Annotated in this window: 20 protein-coding genes and 1 tRNA gene; 5 read left to right on the forward strand and 16 right to left on the reverse strand. The window is 65.2% G+C overall.

The features are described from left to right. Window positions 1–86 precede the first annotated feature (86 nt). Genes H1B27_RS12680 through H1B27_RS12690 form a run of 3 tightly spaced genes read right to left on the reverse strand, consistent with a single transcriptional unit; the run spans window position 87 to window position 3,081 of the window. Complete coding sequence (locus tag H1B27_RS12680) at window positions 87–1,133, reverse strand: DNA polymerase III subunit delta' (RefSeq protein WP_197966284.1); 1,047 nt, start codon at window positions 1,131–1,133, stop codon at window positions 87–89. Next, window positions 1,130–1,816 (reverse strand): dTMP kinase, encoded by a 687-nt coding sequence (gene tmk / locus H1B27_RS12685; RefSeq protein WP_131868692.1) that lies wholly within the window; start codon window positions 1,814–1,816, stop codon window positions 1,130–1,132. The genes H1B27_RS12680 and tmk overlap by 4 nt, the downstream gene beginning before the upstream one ends. 2 nt (window positions 1,817–1,818) lie before the next feature. Then, a complete protein-coding gene (locus H1B27_RS12690; RefSeq protein WP_197966285.1) occupies window positions 1,819–3,081 on the reverse strand; it encodes a D-alanyl-D-alanine carboxypeptidase family protein in 1,263 nt (420 codons plus the stop codon). A 154-nt stretch (window positions 3,082–3,235) separates the two neighbouring features. Here H1B27_RS12690 and H1B27_RS12695 point away from each other — a divergent pair, with 154 nt between their 5' ends. Continuing rightward, entirely contained in the window at window positions 3,236–4,192 is a 957-nt protein-coding gene (locus tag H1B27_RS12695) for an alpha/beta fold hydrolase (protein WP_061881636.1), read from the forward strand. Here the strand turns inward: H1B27_RS12695 and H1B27_RS12700 are convergent. Next, window positions 4,186–5,109 (reverse strand): septal ring lytic transglycosylase RlpA family protein, encoded by a 924-nt coding sequence (locus H1B27_RS12700; RefSeq protein WP_061881637.1) that lies wholly within the window; start codon window positions 5,107–5,109, stop codon window positions 4,186–4,188. The two genes, H1B27_RS12695 and H1B27_RS12700, sit on opposite strands and share 7 nt — an antisense overlap. A 790-nt stretch (window positions 5,110–5,899) precedes the next feature. Here H1B27_RS12700 and H1B27_RS40785 point away from each other — a divergent pair. Then, a complete protein-coding gene (locus tag H1B27_RS40785) occupies window positions 5,900–6,028 on the forward strand; it encodes a hypothetical protein (protein ID WP_283808240.1) in 129 nt (42 codons plus the stop codon). A 33-nt stretch (window positions 6,029–6,061) separates the two neighbouring features. Here H1B27_RS40785 and H1B27_RS12705 read toward each other — a convergent pair whose 3' ends face one another. Next, window positions 6,062–6,298 (reverse strand): hypothetical protein, encoded by a 237-nt coding sequence (locus H1B27_RS12705; RefSeq protein WP_210343316.1) that lies wholly within the window; start codon window positions 6,296–6,298, stop codon window positions 6,062–6,064. A 215-nt stretch (window positions 6,299–6,513) separates the two neighbouring features. Between H1B27_RS12705 and H1B27_RS12710 the strand changes: the two genes are divergently transcribed. Both H1B27_RS12710 and H1B27_RS12715 read left to right on the forward strand, forming a co-directional pair. Beyond that, window positions 6,514–7,092, forward strand: a complete 579-nt coding sequence (locus H1B27_RS12710) for a TIGR00645 family protein (protein WP_061881639.1) — start codon at window positions 6,514–6,516, stop codon at window positions 7,090–7,092. 47 nt (window positions 7,093–7,139) lie between these two features. After that, window positions 7,140–7,613, forward strand: coding sequence for a GNAT family N-acetyltransferase (locus H1B27_RS12715; protein ID WP_197966287.1), 474 nt, complete (start codon window positions 7,140–7,142; stop codon window positions 7,611–7,613). Window positions 7,614–7,630: 17 nt separating this feature from the next. Here the strand turns inward: H1B27_RS12715 and H1B27_RS12720 are convergent, their stop codons facing one another. From H1B27_RS12720 to H1B27_RS12735, 4 genes are all read right to left on the reverse strand, one after another. Continuing rightward, window positions 7,631–7,948 (reverse strand): DUF1476 domain-containing protein, encoded by a 318-nt coding sequence (locus H1B27_RS12720; RefSeq protein ID WP_061881851.1) that lies wholly within the window; start codon window positions 7,946–7,948, stop codon window positions 7,631–7,633. A gap of 370 nt (window positions 7,949–8,318) precedes the next feature. Continuing rightward, window positions 8,319–8,510 (reverse strand): hypothetical protein, encoded by a 192-nt coding sequence (locus tag H1B27_RS12725; RefSeq protein ID WP_061881641.1) that lies wholly within the window; start codon window positions 8,508–8,510, stop codon window positions 8,319–8,321. Window positions 8,511–8,737: 227 nt separating this feature from the next. Continuing rightward, a complete protein-coding gene (locus H1B27_RS12730; RefSeq protein WP_061881642.1) occupies window positions 8,738–9,412 on the reverse strand; it encodes an endonuclease/exonuclease/phosphatase family protein in 675 nt (224 codons plus the stop codon). Then, complete coding sequence (locus H1B27_RS12735; protein ID WP_197966288.1) at window positions 9,412–11,445, reverse strand: VTT domain-containing protein; 2,034 nt, start codon at window positions 11,443–11,445, stop codon at window positions 9,412–9,414. Before H1B27_RS12735 ends, H1B27_RS12730 begins: the two co-directional genes overlap by 1 nt. A gap of 416 nt (window positions 11,446–11,861) precedes the next feature. Between H1B27_RS12735 and H1B27_RS12740 the strand changes: the two genes are divergently transcribed. Continuing rightward, window positions 11,862–12,470, forward strand: coding sequence for a sll1863 family stress response protein (locus H1B27_RS12740; protein ID WP_197966289.1), 609 nt, complete (start codon window positions 11,862–11,864; stop codon window positions 12,468–12,470). 706 nt (window positions 12,471–13,176) lie between these two features. On the opposite strand, the gene H1B27_RS12745 is transcribed toward H1B27_RS12740, so the two are convergent. The 7 genes from H1B27_RS12745 to H1B27_RS12775 all read right to left on the reverse strand — a co-directional run bounded on the left by H1B27_RS12745 (window position 13,177) and on the right by H1B27_RS12775 (window position 20,304). After that, window positions 13,177–13,266, reverse strand: a tRNA-Ser gene (locus H1B27_RS12745). Between the two features lie 532 nt (window positions 13,267–13,798). Beyond that, complete coding sequence (locus H1B27_RS12750; RefSeq protein ID WP_061881852.1) at window positions 13,799–14,122, reverse strand: hypothetical protein; 324 nt, start codon at window positions 14,120–14,122, stop codon at window positions 13,799–13,801. Window positions 14,123–14,343: 221 nt separating this feature from the next. Continuing rightward, entirely contained in the window at window positions 14,344–16,194 is a 1,851-nt protein-coding gene (gene ilvD / locus H1B27_RS12755) for a dihydroxy-acid dehydratase (protein WP_197966290.1), read from the reverse strand. A gap of 360 nt (window positions 16,195–16,554) precedes the next feature. Continuing rightward, window positions 16,555–17,412: an ABC transporter permease gene (locus tag H1B27_RS12760; protein WP_197966291.1), complete on the reverse strand. Its 858-nt coding sequence runs from the start codon at window positions 17,410–17,412 to the stop codon at window positions 16,555–16,557. Continuing rightward, entirely contained in the window at window positions 17,409–18,338 is a 930-nt protein-coding gene (locus H1B27_RS12765) for an ABC transporter permease (RefSeq protein WP_197966292.1), read from the reverse strand. The genes H1B27_RS12760 and H1B27_RS12765 overlap by 4 nt, the downstream gene beginning before the upstream one ends. Next, entirely contained in the window at window positions 18,338–19,324 is a 987-nt protein-coding gene (locus tag H1B27_RS12770; protein ID WP_197966293.1) for an ABC transporter ATP-binding protein, read from the reverse strand. The genes H1B27_RS12765 and H1B27_RS12770 overlap by 1 nt, the downstream gene beginning before the upstream one ends. Further along, window positions 19,321–20,304, reverse strand: coding sequence for an ABC transporter ATP-binding protein (locus H1B27_RS12775; RefSeq protein ID WP_197966294.1), 984 nt, complete (start codon window positions 20,302–20,304; stop codon window positions 19,321–19,323). Before H1B27_RS12775 ends, H1B27_RS12770 begins: the two co-directional genes overlap by 4 nt. Window position 20,305 lies beyond the last annotated feature (1 nt).

The following is a 20,305-nucleotide window of genomic DNA, read 5'->3' on the forward strand; positions in this document are numbered from 1 at the left end:
CCGAAATCTGGAAACGAACCTGCGTTAGGTTGTTGTTTTGCGCATGATCTTTCGGAAAACCGCTCCACACTTTTCCGGATCATGCTCTAGCGCGTTGCGTCCGCCAGCCAGCCGAACACCGAGAAGACCAAGGGCTTGCGCTCCAGATTGTAGGTTTCGGTGTCGCGCGCGGCGCGGACGATCTTTTCCCATACCTCAGCTAGGCGCGCAAGGCGCGGCAGGTTCTGGTTGGCATTGGCCTCATCCGCATGCAGCCGCTCCGCGATCCAGCGGTCGATGCCGTCGATGAAGGCGGCAAGCGCGACGCGGTCGCTGGTGCCGAGCGAATCGCCGAGCGTGTGCAATTCGCGCGGATCGACCTGCGGCAGGCGCGCGAGCAGCGCTGCCGTACGCTGCTGAAGTTTCAGGGCGTCGCCGCCGAGCAGCGTCAGCGCCCGTGCGACGCTTCCCTCGGAGGCCTCGGCCGCCTCGCGCAGCGCGGGATCGTTCGGATCGAGCTCGGCCGCCGAAGCTGTGGCCGCGATCACGTCATCCGTGGCGAGCGGCCGCAGGCGCAGCTTGCGGCAGCGTGACTGGATCGTGGCGAGCACACGCGCGGGCGCGTGGCTCACCAGAAGGAATAGCGATTGCTGGGGCGGCTCCTCGAGGATCTTCAGAAGCGCATTGGCCGCGTTTGGATTGAGCTCGTCGACGGTGTCGACGATGCAGACGCGCCAGCCTTCGGCTGCCGCGGTCGAGCCGAAGAACGCAATCGTCTCGCGCGTCTCGTCCACAGTGATCACGGTGCGCATCACGCCGCGATCATTGGCGGTTCGCTCCAGCGCCAGCAGGCCACCATGCGAGCCGGCGGCCACCTGCCGCGCGACCGCGTCGTCAGGCTCGATCGCAAGGCTCTCGGCGCGCTGCACGGCGGACGCGAGCGGCTGAGAATGAGCGAGCACGAAGCGCGCCATGCGGTAGGCCAGCGTTGCCTTGCCGATGCCTTGCGGCCCGCCGATCAGCCAGGCATGTGGAATGCGCCCGCTGCGATAGGCCGCCAGCAGCGCGGCCTCGGCCTCTCGATGGCCGAACAGCCGCGATGTCTCACGCGGATGGGGAATGGCGGTTTCGCGTTCGGCCTGACGCGGGCTCATGCCGAAATCACCGAAGCCGGCGTGGGAAGAAGACGATCGCGCAGCGCCGTCCAGATTCGGGCTGCGACCGTGTCAGGATCGGAATTGGCGTCGATCAGCACACAGCGCGCGGGCTCGTCCGCCGCGATCTTGCGATAGGCTTCGCGGAGGCCCTCGTGGAAGCTGAGCTTCTCGGCCTCGAACCTGTCAGGCGTGCCGCTGCCGCGGCGCGCGGCAGCGCGTTGCAGGCCAATCTCGACCGGCAAATCGAGGATGATGGTGAGATCAGGCTTGAGATCGCCGATCGTGACCCTTTGCATGGCGTTGATCAGGCCCTCGGGAACGCGGCCGAGGCTGCCCTGATAGGCCCGAGTCGAGTCGGCGAAGCGGTCGCAGAGCACCCAGGTGCCCTGGTTGAGCGCAGGCAGGATCACGGTGCGGACATGGTCATCGCGCGCGGCGGCAAAAAGCAGCGTCTCCGCCTCAGGGCCGAGCAGCTTGCCCATACCCGACAGCACCAGGTGACGCATGATCTCAGCGCCTGGCGAGCCGCCCGGCTCACGCGTGACCCGGATGCGCAGCTTTGCCGCCTTGAGGCGGTCAGCGAGCTTCTTGATCTGGGTCGACTTGCCCGCGCCCTCGCCGCCTTCAAAGGTGATGAAGCGTCCACGTCCGGACGGCCGTTGTACCGCACTCTCACTCATGATCAGAGCTTCTCGGCGCCTGCGCGGAACATGCCGATCACGAGCTCGCTGGCACCGTCGATCGCGCGGCGCATGGTCGAACCGGTTCCGATCGCTTCCGCCGCATAGACCGGCGTCTCGACCGCGATGTTGCCGCTGCGCCAGACCCTGACCACGCCGACCCGCTGGCCGGCCTCGATCGGCGCGCGCACCGGACCGCTATAGACGATGCGCGCAATCAACTTGTCGCTGCCGTTCTTGTGCACCATCACCTTCACCGGCGTCCTGGCGACGAGCTTGACCGAGCGGCTCTCGCCGCCGAACACCTTGGCGTAACCGACCGGCTGCTCCGCCGCGAACAGGATGCGGGTCTCGAAATTGCGGAAGCCCCATTCCAGCATCTTCTTGGCTTCCGTGGCGCGATCCTCGGGGTCTTCGAGGCCATTGACGACGACGATCAGCCGCGTGCCGTTCTGCACGGCCGAGCCCACCATGCCATAGCCGCCTTCCTTGGTGTAGCCGGTCTTGAGACCGTCAGCGCCTTCCATCGAATTGAGCAGCGGATTGCGGTTGAACTGGCGGATCTTGTTCCAGGTGAACTCCTTCTCGCCGAACAGTTTGTAGAAGTCGGGAAAGTCGAGAATGATATGACGGGCGAGCATGCCGAGCTCGCGCACCGTCATCTTGTTGCCGGGGTCGGGCAAGCCGTTGGAATTGGCGAAGGTCGATCTGGTGAGACCGAGTTCGCGTGCGCGCTTGGTCATGAAGTCGGCCGCAAAGATCCGCTCATTGCCCGCCATGGCCTCGGCAAGCGCGATGCAGGCGTCATTGCCGCTCTGGATGATCGCGCCGTGCAGGAGATCGTCGACCGAGACCTTGCTGTTGATGGCCGCGAACATGGTCGAGCCGCCCGAGGGCGCACCGCCCCGGCGCCAGGCGTTCTCGCTGATCCGGTACTCGTCCGTCAGCTTGATGTCGCCCTTCTTGATGGCATCGAAGACGACCTCCGCGGTCATCAGCTTCATCATGCTCGAGGGCGCGCGCAGCTCGTCGGCGTTCTTCTCGAACAGCACGCTGCCGCTGGAGGCTTCGATCAGGATCGCAGTCGGGGCATCGCCATCGAAGCCGGTCTCTTCCGCTTTCTTGGCGCCCTGGACGCTCTGGTTGGCGGCATAGAGCGCCCCGCCCCAGCCGATCCCCGCCACCAGGGCCGCAGCGATCAGCCCGCGCGCCAGCGTGCCGGCGGTGAGCCGGTTGCGACGAAGCAAAGGAAGACGAAATGCCATGGCGAAGCCCTGAGGGAGGCGTTCTAACAGCTGGAACAGATGCGAACAACACGCGGTTGGATGCTTGCCCGTGAGATTGCACGATTCTCCTCGCGCCCCTATCGTGGCATCTCATATTTCCCGAGCAAACCCCTGAAACAAGGCGGAAAAGCGAATGTCCTCAACCCGCATGATCAAGGCCAACGGGGTCGAGCTGTTCGTCCGCGAAGCCGGCCAGGGACCGCTGGTGGTGCTGTGCCATGGCTGGCCGGAACTGTCCTACTCCTGGCGCCACCAGATCCCCGCGCTCGCCGAGGCCGGTTTTCACGTCGTCGCGCCCGACATGCGCGGCTACGGCCAAAGCTCAGCGCCGCCCGATGCTGCAGCCTATTCGATCTTCGACACGGTCGGTGACGTGGTCGGCCTCGTCCAGGCACTCGGCGAGACCAGGGCGATGGTGGTCGGCCACGATTGGGGCGCGCCGGTCGCCTGGCACGCGGCACTGTTCCGGCCCGACATCTTCACTGCGGTCGCGGGCCTCAGCGTGCCGCCACCGTTCCGCGGGCGCGGCAGGCCGCTCGATTTGTTGCGCCAGGGTGGCGTGACCAATTTCTATTGGCAGTATTTCCAAACACCGGGCGTCGCCGAGGCCGAGCTTGAGCGCGACGTCGCCCGCACCATGCGCATCGTGCTCGGCGGACGTGGCCTCGCCGATCCCACCGCGGCCATGTTCGTGCAGGAGGACAAGGGCTTTCTCGGCCATGCGGGCGCCGAGCAGCCGCTGCCCGGCTGGCTCAGCGAGACTGATCTGGCCTATTTCACCGAAGCCTTCCGCAAGTCCGGCTTCCGCGGCGGGCTGAACTGGTACCGCAACATCGACCGCAACTGGGAGCTGACCGCGCCCTGGCAGGACGCACAGATCCACCAGCCTTCCCTCTTCATCGCAGGCTCAAAAGACGCGGTGATCACCGGCCTCATCGGCGCAAAGCGCGTCAACGAACTCGAGCGGGTGCTGCCCAATCTCAAGGGCAGGCTGATCCTCGAGGGCGCCGGCCATTGGGTGCAGCAGGAGCGGCCCCATGAGGTGAACGCGGCGCTGGTGAAATTCCTGACGGCGAGCGCGGCTCAGTAGAGCCCGCGGCCGCTCAGGATGTTGCGCGCCTCGGCGGCGCCATCCGATGAGGGCGCGCCCTCGGCGAGGTAGCGGCGGTCCTCGTCATAGGACACCGCGCGGGCGTTCTGGAGCGGCCGGCCCCGGCCGCGGCTCGAGGCCGACATTTCCGAGGTCGCATTGAGCGATGCCATGTCGGCCGAGGTGTTGCCGAGATTGTAGGGGCGTCCTTCCGGCATCGGGACCTCGCCGCGGATGGAGCCGCGGCTCGATGACGGCAGCTCCGGCACGAACGGCTTTGCTGAAGCGACACGGACCATCGAGGGCGACGGTGCCGGAACGCCGGTGCGCAAAGTGGCCATCAGCTGGCGGTCGTCGGAGCCTTCAAGCGGCGCCCGGCCGACATATTCGACGCGGACCTTGGCGACACCATTGCCTTTGAATTCAAGGAGTTCGGCAGCCTTGTTCGAGACGTCGATGAGGCGATTGCCGTGATAGGGCCCGCGGTCATTGACGCGGACGATCAGCGACTTGCCGTTCGAGATATTGGTCACCCGGGCATAGGACGGCATCGGCAGGGTCGGATGCGCCGCGGTCAGCGAGGTCATGTCGAACACTTCGCCGTTGGCGGTCAAGCGGCCGTGGAAATCATCGCCGTACCAGGACGCCATGCCCTCGGCGCGGTAGTTGACGTCCTCCTCCGGCACGTAGGTCCGGCCCGCCACGACATAGGGCTTGCCGACACGGTAGGTGCCGCCGCCCTTCGGGACCGGTTCGCCCCAGGCCACCACCCGGGGGCTCGAGGACACGCCGTATTTCGGATCGACGCGGCTGGCGAATTTGTTGGACGAGGCGCAATTGGCGAGCGCGAGGCAGGTCGCGACCGCCGCAACACCACGCGCGGCCCGCAAAACCGAATCTGACCGTCGGATCCCCATGCGCCCCAAAATACCATTCCGCCGGAGGCGTGCCCAACCCGCTTTGGCAACGGAGGGCGCTATCCGGTCCTGTGATTCCAAGGCGGCCCACCACCGCATCGGAAGTAGTAAGGATAACGCAACCCGAACACGGCGGAAATGGGGAGCCCACAGCGATCACGCCGGCATGGTAAACGGCAGGTTCGCTTCTCCCGCTGGATTTACGGAACCTGGGCGCCCTGCTCTGTGCCACCGCTGGACAAGCTGTTGCGCCAAATCCTCACCCCACCCCCATTGTCGCGGCGCTCACCGAAATTCTTTTGACTGTGCAAGGCCGCACGCGTTTTCTCGGCTGGCAGGGGCGGATTGGAATTTAACGATGATCGAGACGGTTTCGGCACTGATGGGTCTGGTAAGCGCGGGGATCTTCCTGGCCCATGCGTTCGAAGGTTACCGCACGAGGGCCTGAAGGGCACTCGCGCGGGCGGTAAGCGTCACCTCCTTCAAGGCGGCCCGTTCGGACGATTTTGATGGATCCGACCGAGCATCGTAGACGAGAGCAGCAGGTGTCCCATGCGCAACCATGACCTCGTATCCGATGGTTTCCTGGCATTGACCGCGGGCGGCCTGGTGCTGCTCTGCTCGAGCCTCGTGGCCCTGGCATTTGCCTGAGGGCCTTGCTTCCCGATCTACGACATCGCTGCACCGCGGCGCGGCAAGCGCCACTGTCCCGCTCCCATTCAGTTGATTGAATTTCTGCGTTCGGCGCCTCGACCAATTGGGAGAGCCATCACCAACGAGGGTGACGCAGATGCTTGCCGAGAAATTCTTCCTGGTCCTGGAATCCCTGATCCGCGGCGACCGCACCTATCCGGATGGAAGTCCCCGGATCGTCAGCACCTGCCAGCACGTGCCGATCAAGCTGCCGGCGCAGAAATAGCCGGCGCGTCGGCAAGCCTGGATCACTTGCCGCTCAGCGCAGACCCAGCAGTGAGCGGCGATAGAAGCCGCCGCGCGCCTCGCTCAGGCAGACGAAGCTGCCGTCAAATCCCTGGCCATAGCGCTTCTGACCCTTGCGGTAGTAGACGCCCTTCCTGAAGTCGAGCCAGACCACCCTGTCATGCGGGCAATGACGCTGCGCCTGCGCCTCGTAGCGAAACGGCGTCAGCGGCGTCGCCGAGACCTCGGCGCCGCCTGCACCAACCAGCATGGCGCCCGCGCACGCGACTGCGCCGGACCACTTGCCAAGGCCGCTCCGAGACACTCCCCACCTCCAGCTCGCCGGCCGTCACCCGGCGGCCGATCGGCAAGGTAGCACGAAACAGCACTGTCCATGGAAGGCGGCACCGGCGCGTCGCGTCTTACGCCGGCCATCTCGTCGGGGTGCATGACGGCGAGATCCTCCCATGCGAGATTGCAGCCTGAATGTCGGTTGAGCCTGAACCCAAAACTGGCCCCCGCCCGCCTTCGCCGCAGCTCGGCCTGTTGGCGACGATCATCTTCGGCTCGCGCTGGCTGCAACTACCGCTCTATCTCGGGCTGATCGTGGCGCAATGCGTCTACATCGCGCTGTTCCTCAAGGAGCTCTGGGACCTCTCCTGGCACGCCCTCGACCTCACCGAGCAGCAGATCATGATGAGCGTGCTGGCGCTGATCGACGTCGTGATGATCTCCAACCTGCTCGTGATGGTCATCGTCGGCGGCTACGAGACGTTCGTCTCGCGGCTCGACCTCCAGGGCCATCCAGACGAGCCGGAATGGCTCGGCCACGTCAATGCGAGCGTCCTGAAGATCAAGCTCGCGATGGCCATCATCGGCATCTCCTCGATCGCGCTGCTCCGCACCTTCATCGAGGCCGGCAATCTCGGCTCCAACCGCGCCGGCTTCACCGAAACCGGCGTGATGTGGCAGGTGCTGATCCACCTCACCTTCGTGGTCTCGGCGATCGGCATTGCCTATGTCGACAAGCTCAGTGAGTCCGGGATGCGCAAACGTGTGGAGTGAGGACCGCCCGCGCAGCCTGCAACCCGCCACCTGCCCTGAGAGGTTTCATGTCAGCCGATAGCGAGGTGTCTTTCAGGACCGCCCGTCGTGACGATGCGGAAACGGTGTTCAACATCACCAAAGCCTCGATCGCGGGTTTGTCGCGTGGGTGCTATTCGCAGGCTCAGATCGAGAACTGGATGGGCGAACGGACACCCCGGTTCTACGAGGATCTCATCGCCAAGGGACGAATGACCGTCGGCCTTCGCAACGGGATCGTCGTCGGCTTTGTCGATGCGGAGCCCGGCGAGGTCACCCGCCTTTTCGTGCTGCCCGAAGCGGCCGGCTCCGGGCTCGGTCAGCGGCTGCTCGAGATCGGCGTCGCCCAGGCGCGGCTCGGCCATGACGGACCGATCCGTCTTGAAGCCACAATCAACGCCGAGACCTTCTACCGAAGATACGGATTCAGAAGCACGGGCAGAGGGCAATTCTCTCACGGCCTGGGCGGCGAGCCCATCGAAATCGTCCACATGGAGCTGTGAGCGCCAGTTGCACACGCTCAGGATTCTGCTTGGAGCTGCTGAACGGCCTGGTGCATATACTCCTGAAGCTTCTGCGCGACCTGCTCGCGCGCGACGCCCTTGTCTGCGAGATCGCCTGACACCTTGCCGACGATATCGTCGATCGTCCGGCTCTCCAGGTGGTCCGTCACCAGCGCGGTCGCGTAGCCTGCGGCGGCATCCCCGCTGAGCCCGAGCTGGCCTGCGGCCCACAGCCCGAGCAGCTTGTTGGACCGCGCGGTGGCCTTGAACATGAACTCCTCGTCGTGAGCGAATTTGGCTTCAAAGCCCTGCTCGCGCTTGTCGAACGTGGTCATGGTCAGCTCCATTCTGGTTCGCTGATGAGGATCGGACTTGCTGGGAGCGAAGGTCTCCGTGCTTCAGGTCAGGATCATTTGAAGCTTCCTCCCGGAAGCCGAACGCCGTCAAGCCTGCCGATGCACGCGGGTGCACGGGACGCACCAGCCCCACGCCAATCAACCCGGCCAGGCCGGCGATGCGTAGAAACGAACTGCTGAAGGTCGCCGACGTTTGTCGCAGCGCGGCCGAAGCGTCGCGCCGCGGGCCTTGGCAGAGGCCGTCCTGACGCTGAGCTGGCCCTGAGTGTCCAAGCGACACAAGCGGCCAAAAAGGCCGCCGGGAGAAAGGAGAAAAGATTCAAGGATTGGGCAGCAAGCGCGCGTCCGCTCAGCCCTTCGGCGCCGCCGCTTCACGCGCCAGGCGCTCGGCCCTCAGCCGTTCCTTGTTGGCGTAAAACGCCTTCTGCGCTGCTTCATGGTCGCGCATGGCCTTCTCGGCCTCGATCCGGCGCGCCGCATCGCGCGCCTGGCGCTGTTCGGGGGTCAGGGGTTTGCGTCGAAAGGAAAGGTCTTCAGTCATGCCGAATGAACGCGGCGGCAAGGCAGAAGTTCCGTATGGTCCCGTTGAAGGGCATAGGCCCATCCATGAAGATTTGCGAAAACAACCCCATGCACAGCAGATAAGTCCTGCTGCCGCAACGCTTTTTCAAGGGCGCAAGAGCCCGTTCATCCCTCGGAACATCGTCTGACCGGGTTCCCCTTTTTGGGCCACGGCGAGAGGAGAAATGAAACGGGCGCGCCGGCAAATCAGATCTCGATGTCCGCGATCACAGGCAAATGGTCCGAATAGGCCCTCGCCTCGTCGTCGGTCCAGACTTTCCCGAACCGGCTATCGCGCGTTGCATAGATCCGGTCGAGCCGAAGCAAGGGTAAGCGTGCCGGGAAGGTTCGCAGCCGCGTACGGTTGGGGCAGGCCTGCGCCAGCACGCGCCGCACCGATTTCACCCAGAACCAGTCGTTGAAATCGCCGAGGACGACAGTTCTTCCAGGCTTCACCAGGCTCACCAGGGCCTGAGCCTGCGCATAACGCTCGTGGATACTCAGGCCGAGATGAGTGGCGACCACGCGGACGTCGCCAAAAGGCGTCAGCAATCCCGTGGCAATCGCTCGGCGTGGCTCCCGCTCCCGATACGACACGTCGACGATGTCAGGCACACCGGAGAACGGAAAGCGGCTCAGGAGCATCTGACCGTAATCACCATCCTCCGTGACGATCGACTTGGCGTGGACGCGATGATCGCCGACCACACGCGCGAGCTTCCCAAACGGATCGTCTGACCGGGATCGGGAATCCACCTCCTGAAGCGCGACGACATCCGGCGACCATTTGCGAATGATGGAGCAAACACCCTCCAGATCGAACTTCGGATTGAGACTGAACGTGCCGTGCACATTCCATGTCATGAAGCGCATCGGCGCCATCAGCGCCTCCCGGCGAGCCAGGTCGCGAGGAATTGCGCGCCCGCGCAGAACCCGAGCCAGCCCAGAAACGCCAGTGCGAGCAGCAAAACGTTGCTCCAGGACGCATTCCTGGCCAGATCCGCGATCTGAGCTCCCAGAACGGCCATGGCGAGAATCCCGGGCGTGATACCCAGCAGCGTTCCAACCATGAAGTCGCGAAGCGGCAGCGTGCTCGCACCGGCCACGACATTCACGATCGAATATGGCGCGACGGGAATCATCCTGATGACGACGACGGCCAGAATACCTCTACCGACAATGCGTTCCTGGATGCGCGCTGCGCGTCGTCCAAGCAGATGCTGGAGGCGCTCTCGACCGAGTACCCGTCCGATTGAGAAAAGGACAAGGGCGCTGAGCAAGGCGCCAGCCATTGCCGTGAAGAAACCTAGCCATGGCCCGAGTGCGGCCGCAGTTGCGGCGATGAGGACGAGAATCGGAAACACGACCAGCCCGCCGACGACAAAAGCTGCGATCGCGAACAATGGTCCCCAGATGGATTGCGAATAGGCAGATAGGAGCGTCGAAATGCGGCTCTCATCGGCGAAACCGCTCAAGGATGTGTACGACCAGGCCAGCGCCAGCCCAAGAAGCGCCACGACGATCGAGGCGATCCCGATTAAGGTCTTCGTTCTCCACATGCGAGATGCCGCGCGCTCCAGATGAAGAGGCAGCTCAGGGTCCGCCACGGGCTGAACCAAGGTGGCCAGCGTACTGGTTAGAGCCGAAGACTCGACTTTCCGCAACGCCTTGGCGCCACGCGCTTTTGACAGCTCGCCCAGCAGAGCGAACAGTCGATGCTCGTTTGTTGTGATCGCGTGCTCATCGAGATCGCAGAAATGGGCGATCAGGCGACGGCGGACCGATGTGATGAAATCCCGATGCTCCTCGGTCGCGGCTTCAAAGATCAAGTCACATTCGCTGTCCGCGCCCATCGACCGGTTGTTCAGGTTGGCCGAACCGATCCGCAAAATCCTGTTATCGACGATCATGAGCTTGCTGTGCACCATCACGGCGGCTTCCTTATTCCCGCTGCGCGAGACCGGGTAGACGAAGCGGATGCGATCGGCCACGCCGGCCTCGCTGAAGCAGTCGATGAAGGCACCGCGGCCGTTTTGCATGGCCTGGGATTCCAGCCACGAGGAATGCAGTTTCGGAGCGACGATCAGGGCTCGGAGCGACGGCACGCGGCGCATCTGCTCCGCCAGTTCGCGCGCCATCCTGGTCGCGCTGGTGAACTGATTTTCGATGTACACGAAGCTGGTCGCCGACCGGATCGCCGCAATGAAGGAGCGTTCGACTTCCCTGATGGTCGAACCTGCCGGACAGACCACCTCGGTCCTGGCGATACCGACCGGCAAGTCCTCGGCCTCGACCGGCACGTTCGCCGGCCAAGCGCTGCCCTCCGCTGCGTGCAGTACGTCCACCGGTTGACCGGCTGCACGCCAGCGCTGCTCCACGAGGTCGAACAGATCTGCCGCGGCATCCCCGTCGACCAGGCACTGAACATCATGAAACGGCGGGTATGGCTTGCGCTGGGGGTCGCAGCGCATGGCGAGATCGGCGCGATGATCACTCGTGTCCCACCGCCTGATCGTCAGATCCAGCCCGCCGACGAACGCCAGCAAGCCATCGATACAGACGATCTTCTGGTGCTGGGCCGAACCGAACGGCAGCGTGGCGTCCAGATGAAACCGCACGCGGCCGTCCGTGCCGGCGGTGAATTTCGCAGCCGAATTCCATTCCCGTTCCGAGGCGTAAAACGAGACAAAGTCCCAGACGAGAATGTTGACGCGCAAGCCGGGACGTCGCTGGACCAGCGCGCGCAGGAATGGACCAAGCTCCTCAGGCAAGCCGTCATCCGTGCGTCCGGAAGCTCCGACCAGCCGGGTTTCACTGTGAATGTCCCACCCGACGATATAGACGAGATCTTGCGCCTCCAGCAGCGTCTCCCGCAGGGCCGCGAAATAAGCGGCAGCATCGTTCAGAACCGCCACACGCCGCGCTTCGCACCGCCGCCAGACGGTGTCGCCGGGGATCAGGATCGATGAACTCTGAAGCAGGTGGACCTCGCAATTCGCATTCGCATCTAAACACCTTGGATGCTCAAGGGGTTCCCACGATCGCGGTTCGGAGCGCAAAGGCCGTTGCCGCATCCCTGCATGACGTGCTCAACCGCAAGCTCGGCACCACGACGCGTGGTCGAATTCTCCGATGATGGTACTTCCAAGCATGCTCTCCATGTGGTCGAGAGTTCGAACAACAGACCGGACGGGACCAAGTTCCTGAAGCTGAGCGAACGACATCTCGAAGGCGGAGAGCGCCGAATGCAGACCACAAGGTCATTGAGACAGGTCAATACGGGCCAGCCCGAGCTCTGGAATTCTGACCTCGCAAGTCAACGGAGGCGGCCATGTCACAGCAGAGCAGCATGCATTTTTACCTCAACTGGGCCAAGGAGCGGATCGACGAAATGGATGCCGCATTGGCTTCCTTCGAGGTCAAGGCCGGCCAGGCCAAGGCTGAATCCAAGGTCAAGACTGATCAATTCCTGTCCGACCTGAAGAAGCGTCGCGATGAGTTTCAGGCGCAGCTCAAGACCCAGGCGGAGGCGGGCGAAGCCGCTTGGGCTAGTGCCAAGACAGATCTCGAAAAGCAATGGGCTGGATTCGAAGCCCAAATGAAGACCTTCTTCGAAGACGCTGGCAAACAGCTCGAGCAGCAGCAGGCCACGTTCAAGGACGTTGCGGCGGCACAGGCCAAGGCCTGGCGCGAAGCGGCGGACAAATTCCGCGAGGCCGCGGGCAAAGTGACTACGGCGCGCACCGCCGACGTCGATGCCGCACTCAAGCAGATGAAATCGGACGCGTCCGAAGCGGAAGCACGTCTGCAGAGGCTGAAGCAGGCCGGCAGCGAATCCTGGTCAGTCCTGAGCGCCGCGCTCGCCGAATCCCGGAAGGCGTTCGATCAAGCGAACCAAGCCGCGTGGAATGCGCTGAAGGGCGCTGATACGAAGAGCTGAAGCCGAGGCCCGCCAGTTCACCGCTGGCGCGGCTTCTCAATAATAGCGGCGTCTGGGGCGGCGTTCGTAGTCGTCGTAGCCATAGTACCCCTGTCGACCCTGCTGAAACTGCGGCGGTACCGTACCGTTGGGGTAGCATTGACCGTCTCGAACATCGACGTCTGCGCCATGACCACAGGGAACACGATATCTGCCGTAGCCTCCACCACCGCGATAGTAGTACTGCCGCGCAGCCTGTTCCTGAGGAGGAAGGTACCCGTTTGGATAGCACATGCCGTCACGGGCGCTCACATCCCAACCATGACCGCACGGTGGCGGCCTAACGGGGACATGATATTGGACAGTCTGAATCTCGGGTGAAATGTCCTGTGCCGCCGGGGTCCCGAAGTGAAGGGCGAGCGCAGCCGCGGCAACGCTGATGATCATGATCCGTCTCCTCCCCACAACGTATGACGGAGGCGCTGAATACCCGATGAACGGCATCTTGCGCGTCTCGAGACGCGCATGCTGGTCGGTGGTAGCCTTGATGGTTGGCTATGAAGCGGGCTCGTTTTGCCAGACCAACCTGATGTGATTGCGAGCACCACCACCGGCAGAAGCCATCCGACGATATCGACCGCTATCTTGGCCGTACCGAAACGATTGTACGTTCGCTCGTGCTCCGGTCGGTCGAACTCAGCTCAAACACCTGATCTTGCTGATTTTTTGGCGGAAGGGGTGGGATTCGAACCCACGGTACCCTTGCGGGCACGCCGGTTTTCAAGACCGGTGCCTTAAACCACTCGGCCACCCTTCCCCGTCAGCGGGCTCAAGCACTTAGCCAATGGTGGCGTTGAACGCAAGGCGAACACGTACAATCCGGTTCTGAACCGCGTCGCCGCTCCCGCATGATCAAGCCGAAACAAGGCAATCCCGTTCTTGAACAGATCGTCGCCGCATCATCGAGACTGATCAACAGGCGGCCTCGCCGGCGGCCGACGGAAACGGTGCGCATATCCCCGGAATACGCGACCGACAGCCGTCGACTCGCAGCGGGTCGGCGGCTCGATGGCTGTCCCAGGCTGGCACATGAACCTTGGCACGCGCCATGCAGACCCACCTTTAACCGGGGATTTTGCATTTCCCTCCCTGGGGCTGGAGCAACGCCGCCTGCCATATTTCAAGCAGGCGGCGTTGCTGTTTCCGCGGCCTGCGGATCGGGCGTATCCGTGTCAACGATCCGATTGTGCCGGCGATCACGGAAGTTCTGCCTGTTCGCGCTCTGAGCAGCACCGGAAAAGAAAACGGCGCCCCCGAGGGAGCGCCGCGTGATGCTCGTCCGTGTCGGCTCAGTAGCCGCAGGACGCGCAGCCCATCTGGACCGGGGCGTAGTAGGAATAGCCCGGCGAGACCATCTCGACGCGCTGGCGCGTGGCGTATTGCGGGGGGATGCGCTCGTACTGGACGCCCGGGGGCGCGACCATCACGGTCTGCGGCACCATCACGGTACGGTACTGCGCCGGCGTGCGGTGCGCGACCACGGCGCCCGGCGAGACCATCACGGTCTCGTCGACCGCGCGGTATTGCGGCGGCACATATTGCTGCTGATAGCAGGTCGTGCAGGGCGGCGGCGTGTAGCAATTGTAGCAGCCGGCGGAGGCTGCGCCCGTCATGGAAACCGCGGCGACGGCAGTCGAGAAGACGACGGCGAGAGTACGAGACATTGTGGTGGCGCCCCAGTTGCCCGAAATGAATTTGCGAAGGTGCCGCAGTATACGCCGCAAAATCCTCGGCTGCCGAACTTCGTCGAGGCATCCTTAATGCGAACAGCCGGCTTTCGCCGGCCGTTCAGAACTCGTTGACCATCTGCGTGCCGCGCAAACGCAGCGTGCGCTCAGTTCGAGCGGCGCTTGACCTCGCGCACCGCGCCGCGCGCGGCGCTGGTGGTGAGCGCGGCATAAGCCTGCAGCGCGGTCGAGACGTTGCGCTTGCGGCCCGTCGCCTGCCAGGCGGCATCACCCTTCGCCTCTTCCGCTGCGCGGCGGCTGGCGAGCTCCTCGTCGGAGACCTCCAGCGTGATGCTGCGGTTTGGAATGTCGATGGCGATGATGTCGCCGGTGCGAACCAGGCCAATGTTGCCGCCTTCGGCGGCTTCCGGCGACAGATGGCCGATCGACAGGCCGGACGAGCCGCCGGAAAAGCGTCCGTCGGTGACGAGCGCGCAAGCTTTGCCGAGGCCCATCGATTTCAGGTAGCTGGTCGGATACAGCATCTCCTGCATGCCGGGGCCGCCGCGCGGGCCTTCGTAGATGATGACCACGACCTCGCCGGCGATGACCTTGCCGCCCAGAATGCCTTCGACCGCGGCGTCCTGGCTTTCGAACACGCGCGCGGGGCCCGAGAATTTCAGGATCGAGGCGTCGACGCCGGCGGTCTTCACGATGCAGCCGTCCTGCGCGAGGTTGCCGTAGAGCACCGCGAGGCCGCCGTCCTTGCTGAAGGCATGCGCGAGGTCGCGCACCACGCCCTTCTCGCGGTCGGCATCGAGCTCGTCGTAGCGGCGCTCCTGGCTGAAGGCGACCTGGGTCGGGATGCCGCCGGGCGAAGCACGGTAGAAGGTGCGCACCGTCTCGCTCTTGGTGCGCTTGATATCCCAGCGCTCCAGCGCCTCGTTCATGGTCGGCGCATGCACGGTCGACACCGAAGTGTCGATCAGCCCGGCGCGGTCGAGCTCGCCCAGGATGCCCATGATGCCGCCGGCGCGGTGCACGTCCTCGACATGCACGTCGGCGACCGACGGCGCGACCTTGCACAGCACGGGCACGCGGCGCGAGAGGCGATCGATGTCCTGCATGGTGAACGCCACCTGCCCTTCATGGGCGGCGGCCAGGAGATGCAGCACGGTGTTGGTCGAGCCACCCATGGCGATGTCGAGCGTCATCGCGTTCTCGAACGCCTTGAAGTTGGCGATGTTGCGCGGAAGCACGGATGCATCGTCCTGCTCGTAATAGCGGCGGACCAGATCGACGATGGTGTGGCCGGCCTCGACGAACAGGCGCTTGCGGTCGGCATGGGTGGCGACCACCGAGCCGTTGCCGGGCAGCGCGAGGCCGAGCGCCTCGGTCAGGCAGTTCATGGAGTTGGCGGTGAACATGCCCGAGCAGGAGCCGCAGGTCGGGCACGCCGAGCGCTCGATCACCTTGACGTCGTCATCGCTGACCTTGGAGTCGGCGGCGGCGACCATGGCGTCGATGAGGTCGACCGCCTTGGTCTTGCCGGCCAGCTTGACCTTGCCGGCCTCCATCGGCCCGCCCGAGACGAACACGGCGGGGATGTTGAGCCTGAGCGCGGCCATCAGCATGCCGGGCGTGATCTTGTCGCAGTTGGAGATGCAGACGAGGCCGTCGGCGCAGTGCGCGTTGGCCATGTACTCGACGCTGTCGGCGATCAGCTCGCGCGACGGCAGGCTGTAGAGCATGCCGTCGTGCCCCATGGCGATGCCGTCGTCGACCGCGATGGTGTTGAACTCCTTGGCGACGCCGCCGGCCTGCTCGATCTCACGTGCCACGAGCTGGCCGAGGTCCTTGAGATGGACATGGCCCGGCACGAACTGGGTGAAGGAGTTGACGACCGCGATGATCGGCTTGCCGAAATCGCCGTCCTTCATGCCCGTGGCGCGCCAGAGGCCGCGGGCACCCGCCATGTTGCGGCCGTGAGTGGTGGTGCGGGAGCGATAGGCTGGCATGGCGGTTTCCGTCCTCGGGTTTGGGCCGGGCGGGAAAATGTGGAGCCGCCTCAGGCCTTTCCGGCCGGATAGCGCACGGGATGGCGAGGCGCAACGGGAACTTGGGGCGGACAGGGCTCCCCTGCTCCCGGCGCGGGCTCCTGCCGCGCCCTCAGTTGTCGTCCCGGACAAGCGCGCCTTCGAGCGCGCGCCGATCCGGGACCCATACCCACAGGGAGCGGTAGGGGCGCGAAGCTGATCGCTCCCAGTCCCCGCAACCGCGTCCGCCAGTGGGTATGGGTCCCGGATCTGCGCTTACGCTTGTCCGGGACGACGACTGAGAGTGTCGCACTGGCGCGTAACCGCCGGACGCCTCTCATGCTATTGCAATGTCGGATCGAGCCGGTCGCGCAGCCAGTCGCCGATCACGGAGACGGCCAGCGTGGTGATCACGATGGTGGTGGCCGGCGCCAGCATGATCCAGGGCGCGCGGGTCAGGTATTCCCGGCCATAGCCGACCATGTTGCCGAGGCTGGTCATCGGCGGCTGCACGCCGAGGCCGAGGAAGGACAGGCCGGATTCCATCAGGATCACCTCAGGGAAGACCAGCGTAGTCGAGACGATCAGGGTCGAGGCGATGTTGGGCAGGATATGCCGGAGATAAATCCGCGACGGCGTCGCCCCCAACTGGCGCACCGCCGCCGCATAGCCTTGCGCGTTGGCGGAGATGGCAAGGCCGCGGGCGATACGGGCATAGCGCTCCCAGCCGAACAGGCCCATCAGGCCAATCAGCAGGGGCAGCGAATTGCCGAAGAAGGCCAGCACCGCCAGCGCCATGATCAGGAACGGCATGCTGGCCTGGAAGTCGGTCAGCATCAGCACGAACTGCTCCGCGGCGCCACGGAAATGCGCAGCGAGGAAGCCTAGCGTGGTGCCGACGATTGCCGAGATCGCGGTGGCGCCGAAGGCGATCAGCAGCGAGATGCGGATGGAAACGAGAAGCCGCGACAGCACGTCCCGGCCGAGCTCATCGGTGCCCAGCCAGTGCGCGGGATTGCCTGGCGCCGCCAGCCGATTGCGCAGGTCTAGCTGGGTGAAGCCGTAAGGCGCAAGCTTCTCGGCGAAGGCCGCAACGACGAGCATGGCGACGATCCAGCCGATCGCGAGCGCGACCGAAATCGGGATCGCCGGCAGGTTGATGCGGCGCAGTGTGGTGTCCTTCAGCGTCGCCTCGCTCATGCATGCGCTCCTTTGCTGCGCAGCCGCGGGTCGAGGAAGCCGTAGAGGAAGTCGACGATCAGGTTGGACGTCACCATGGTCATCGCGACCAGCAACAGGATGCATTGCACCACCGCGAGATCGCGATTGGCGACGGCGACCACCAGCAGGCGCCCTACCCCCGGCCAGGCAAACACGCTCTCCACCACCACCGCGCCGGCGATCAGCGTGCCCACCATGAAGCCCAGAATGGTGACGGTCGGGATCGCCGCATTCGGCAGCGCATGCGACGTCACCACCCTTCGCCACGGCACGCCCTTGGCCGAGGCGGTCCGGATATAGGGCTGGCCGAGCACTTCCAGCATCGCGCTACGGGTGAAGCGCGCCAGCACCGCGGCGCCGCCAAGGCTAAGGGTTGCGATCGGCAGGATGGCGTGACGCCAGCTGTCCTGCCCGCCCGACGGCAGCCAGCCGAGCTGCACGGCAAACACGAGCACCAGCAGCAGCGCGAGCACGAAGCTCGGCACCGTGAAGCCGGCGACCGCCGTCATCATCACGGCGCGGTCGATCGCCGAGCCGCGATGCAGCGCGGCGTAGATGCCGGCGGGAACGCCGAGCGCGACCTTGAAGAAGAAGGCCGGCAAGGTCAGCGCCAGCGTCGCCGGAATCCGCTCCAGCACGAGCTCGATCGCGGGCCGTCCGTCGCGCATGGAGCGGCCGAGCTCGCCCTTGGCGATGGCCCCGAAGTAATCGAGATACTGGAACCAGATGGGATCATCGAGGCCCCAGGCCTTGCGAAACGCCGCGAGCACCTCCGGCGGCGCCTCAGGCCCCAGGATCATCAGCGCGGGATCGCCTGACAGCCGCAACACGACGAAGGCAAAGGTGACGACGAGCACGATCGTCAGAGCCGCGCGCCCGATCCGAATGGCGAAATAGCGTCCCATCAGGCTGCGTCCCGTGTCGCGGCGCCCGCGACGAGATGACAGGCGACCTGCCTGTTGCCGCCGACGGCCGCGAGTGCCGGCACCTCGCTCGCACAGCGCGCGATGGCGCGCGGGCAGCGCGGATGAAAGGCGCAGCCGCTCGGCCGTGCCGCCGGGTTCGGCGGATCGCCCGACAGGACGATGCGGCCGGCGCTGCGGCGGCCCGGTGCCGGCGATGCGGAGACCAGCGCCTGGGTGTAGGGATGCTCGGGCCGCGCGAACAGGTCGTCGGCGCTGCCGATCTCGACGATACGGCCGAGATACATCACGGCAACGACATTGCTGATCTGCCTGACGACGCGCAGATCGTGGCTGATGAATAGCAGCGTCAGCCCAAGCTGCGCCTGGAGACCGGCGAGCAGGTTCACCACCTGCGCCTGGATCGAGACATCGAGCGCGCTGACCGGCTCGTCGCAGACCAGGAAATCAGGCTTGGTGGCGAGCGCCCGCGCCAGCACGATACGTTGGCGCTGGCCGCCGGACAGTGCGCCCGGATAGCGCGCACCATGCGCCGGCGTCAGCTCGACCGCGCGCAGCAACTCGCGGACGCGGTCCTCGCGCTCGGCGGGCGTGCCGAGGCCATGGATGTCCAGCGGCTCGCGGATTTGCGTCGCCACCGGCAGGCGCCGGTCCAGCGCGCCGAGCGGATCCTGGAAGATCATCTGCATGCGTGCCCGCTGCGCGCGCCAGGCGGCCGTCCCGGCAGCGGCCATCGGCTTGCCCTGGAAACGCACTTCGCCCTTATCGGGCGGCTCAAGGCCGAGCACGATACGTCCCGTGGTCGATTTGCCCGAGCCGGACTCGCCGACGAGACCCAGCGTTTCGCCCTTGGCGATCGTGAGCGACACGCCATCGACCGCATGCACGGCCGTGCTGCGGCCGAACATTCCGGAGCGCATGGCATAGCTGCGCGAGATCGCGGACACCTCGACGAGCGGCGGGCTCATTCAGCCGCAACCCCAAGCAGCGCGCGGCGCGAGGCCTCGGCCCGGATGCAGGCGACGCTGCGGTCAGCCGCGATCGGCGCCAGGCTCGGAGCGGCAAGGCCGCACGGCTCGGCCGCCAGCGTGCAGCGCGGCGCGAAGGCGCAGCCGCTCGGCATGTGCGCCGGATCAGGCACCGTCCCGGGAATGGCGACGAGACGCCGGCGTGGTCCATCGAGCGGCGGCAGCGCGCCGATCAGCCCTTGCGCATAGGGATGCACGGGATCGGCGAAGAGCTGGTTGCTGGGCGCCTGCTCGACGATGCGGCCGGCATACATCACCGCGACACGGTCGCAATTCTCGGCGACGACGCCGAGATCGTGGCTGATGAGCACCATCGCCATGCCGAGCTCGCGGCGGACCGTGGAGAGCAGCTCCAGGATTTGGGCCTGGATGGTGGCATCAAGCGCCGTGGTCGGCTCGTCCGCGATCAAAAGGTCCGGATTTCCGGCGAGCGCCATCGCGATCATGATGCGCTGGACCTGGCCGCCGGAGAATTCGTGCGGATAGGCCTCTAACCGCCGCGCCGCATCGGGAATGCCGACGAGATCGAGCAGCCGGCGCGCTTCCGCCTTCACGGCGTTGCCTTGGAGATCACGATGCAGGGCCAATGCTTCGCAGAGTTGCTTGCGGATGGTCAGCACCGGGTTGAGCGCGCTCGCCGGATCCTGGAAGATCATGGCAATGCGTCCGCCCCGCACGCGATCGAGCTCGGCGGCCGACGCGCCGAGGATCTCTCGTCCCTCGAGCCGCACCGAGCCGGAGACCTGCGCATGGCGCGGCAGGAGGCCCAGCGCACCGAGCCATGTGACCGACTTGCCCGACCCGGACTCGCCGACGAGGCCGAGGGCCTCGCCCTTCTCCAAGGTCAGATCGACGCCGCGCAGGACCGGCACGCCGCTGAAGGCGACGCTCAGGCCTGCAATGCTGACCAGCTGCGGCACG

This window comes from Bradyrhizobium diversitatis (assembly GCF_016031635.1).
GTDB classification, from domain to species: Bacteria; Pseudomonadota; Alphaproteobacteria; order Rhizobiales; family Xanthobacteraceae; genus Bradyrhizobium; species Bradyrhizobium diversitatis.

Bases quoted from the DNA above. Each gene is read 5' to 3' on its own strand.
- H1B27_RS12725 (WP_061881641.1), bottom strand. From the start codon at position 8,510: ATGACTGAAGACCTTTCCTTTCGACGCAAACCCCTGACCCCCGAACAG.
- H1B27_RS12695 (WP_061881636.1), top strand. From the start codon at position 3,236: ATGTCCTCAACCCGCATGATCAAGGCCAACGGGGTCGAGCTGTTCGTC.
- H1B27_RS12770 (WP_197966293.1), bottom strand. From the start codon at position 19,324: ATGAGCCCGCCGCTCGTCGAGGTGTCCGCGATCTCGCGCAGCTATGCC.
- H1B27_RS12700 (WP_061881637.1), bottom strand. From the start codon at position 5,109: ATGGGGATCCGACGGTCAGATTCGGTTTTGCGGGCCGCGCGTGGTGTT.
- H1B27_RS12680 (WP_197966284.1), bottom strand. From the start codon at position 1,133: ATGAGCCCGCGTCAGGCCGAACGCGAAACCGCCATTCCCCATCCGCGT.
- tmk (WP_131868692.1), bottom strand. From the start codon at position 1,816: ATGAGTGAGAGTGCGGTACAACGGCCGTCCGGACGTGGACGCTTCATC.
- H1B27_RS12710 (WP_061881639.1), top strand. From the start codon at position 6,514: ATGTCGGTTGAGCCTGAACCCAAAACTGGCCCCCGCCCGCCTTCGCCG.
- ilvD (WP_197966290.1), bottom strand. From the start codon at position 16,194: ATGCCAGCCTATCGCTCCCGCACCACCACTCACGGCCGCAACATGGCG.
- H1B27_RS12705 (WP_210343316.1), bottom strand. From the start codon at position 6,298: ATGCTGGTTGGTGCAGGCGGCGCCGAGGTCTCGGCGACGCCGCTGACG.
- H1B27_RS12765 (WP_197966292.1), bottom strand. From the start codon at position 18,338: ATGGGACGCTATTTCGCCATTCGGATCGGGCGCGCGGCTCTGACGATC.
- H1B27_RS12715 (WP_197966287.1), top strand. From the start codon at position 7,140: ATGTCAGCCGATAGCGAGGTGTCTTTCAGGACCGCCCGTCGTGACGAT.
- H1B27_RS12730 (WP_061881642.1), bottom strand. From the start codon at position 9,412: ATGGCGCCGATGCGCTTCATGACATGGAATGTGCACGGCACGTTCAGT.
- H1B27_RS12720 (WP_061881851.1), bottom strand. From the start codon at position 7,948: ATGACCACGTTCGACAAGCGCGAGCAGGGCTTTGAAGCCAAATTCGCT.
- H1B27_RS12750 (WP_061881852.1), bottom strand. From the start codon at position 14,122: ATGACGGGCGCAGCCTCCGCCGGCTGCTACAATTGCTACACGCCGCCG.
- H1B27_RS12740 (WP_197966289.1), top strand. From the start codon at position 11,862: ATGTCACAGCAGAGCAGCATGCATTTTTACCTCAACTGGGCCAAGGAG.
- H1B27_RS40785 (WP_283808240.1), top strand. From the start codon at position 5,900: ATGCTTGCCGAGAAATTCTTCCTGGTCCTGGAATCCCTGATCCGCGGC.
- H1B27_RS12690 (WP_197966285.1), bottom strand. From the start codon at position 3,081: ATGGCATTTCGTCTTCCTTTGCTTCGTCGCAACCGGCTCACCGCCGGC.
- H1B27_RS12760 (WP_197966291.1), bottom strand. From the start codon at position 17,412: ATGAGCGAGGCGACGCTGAAGGACACCACACTGCGCCGCATCAACCTG.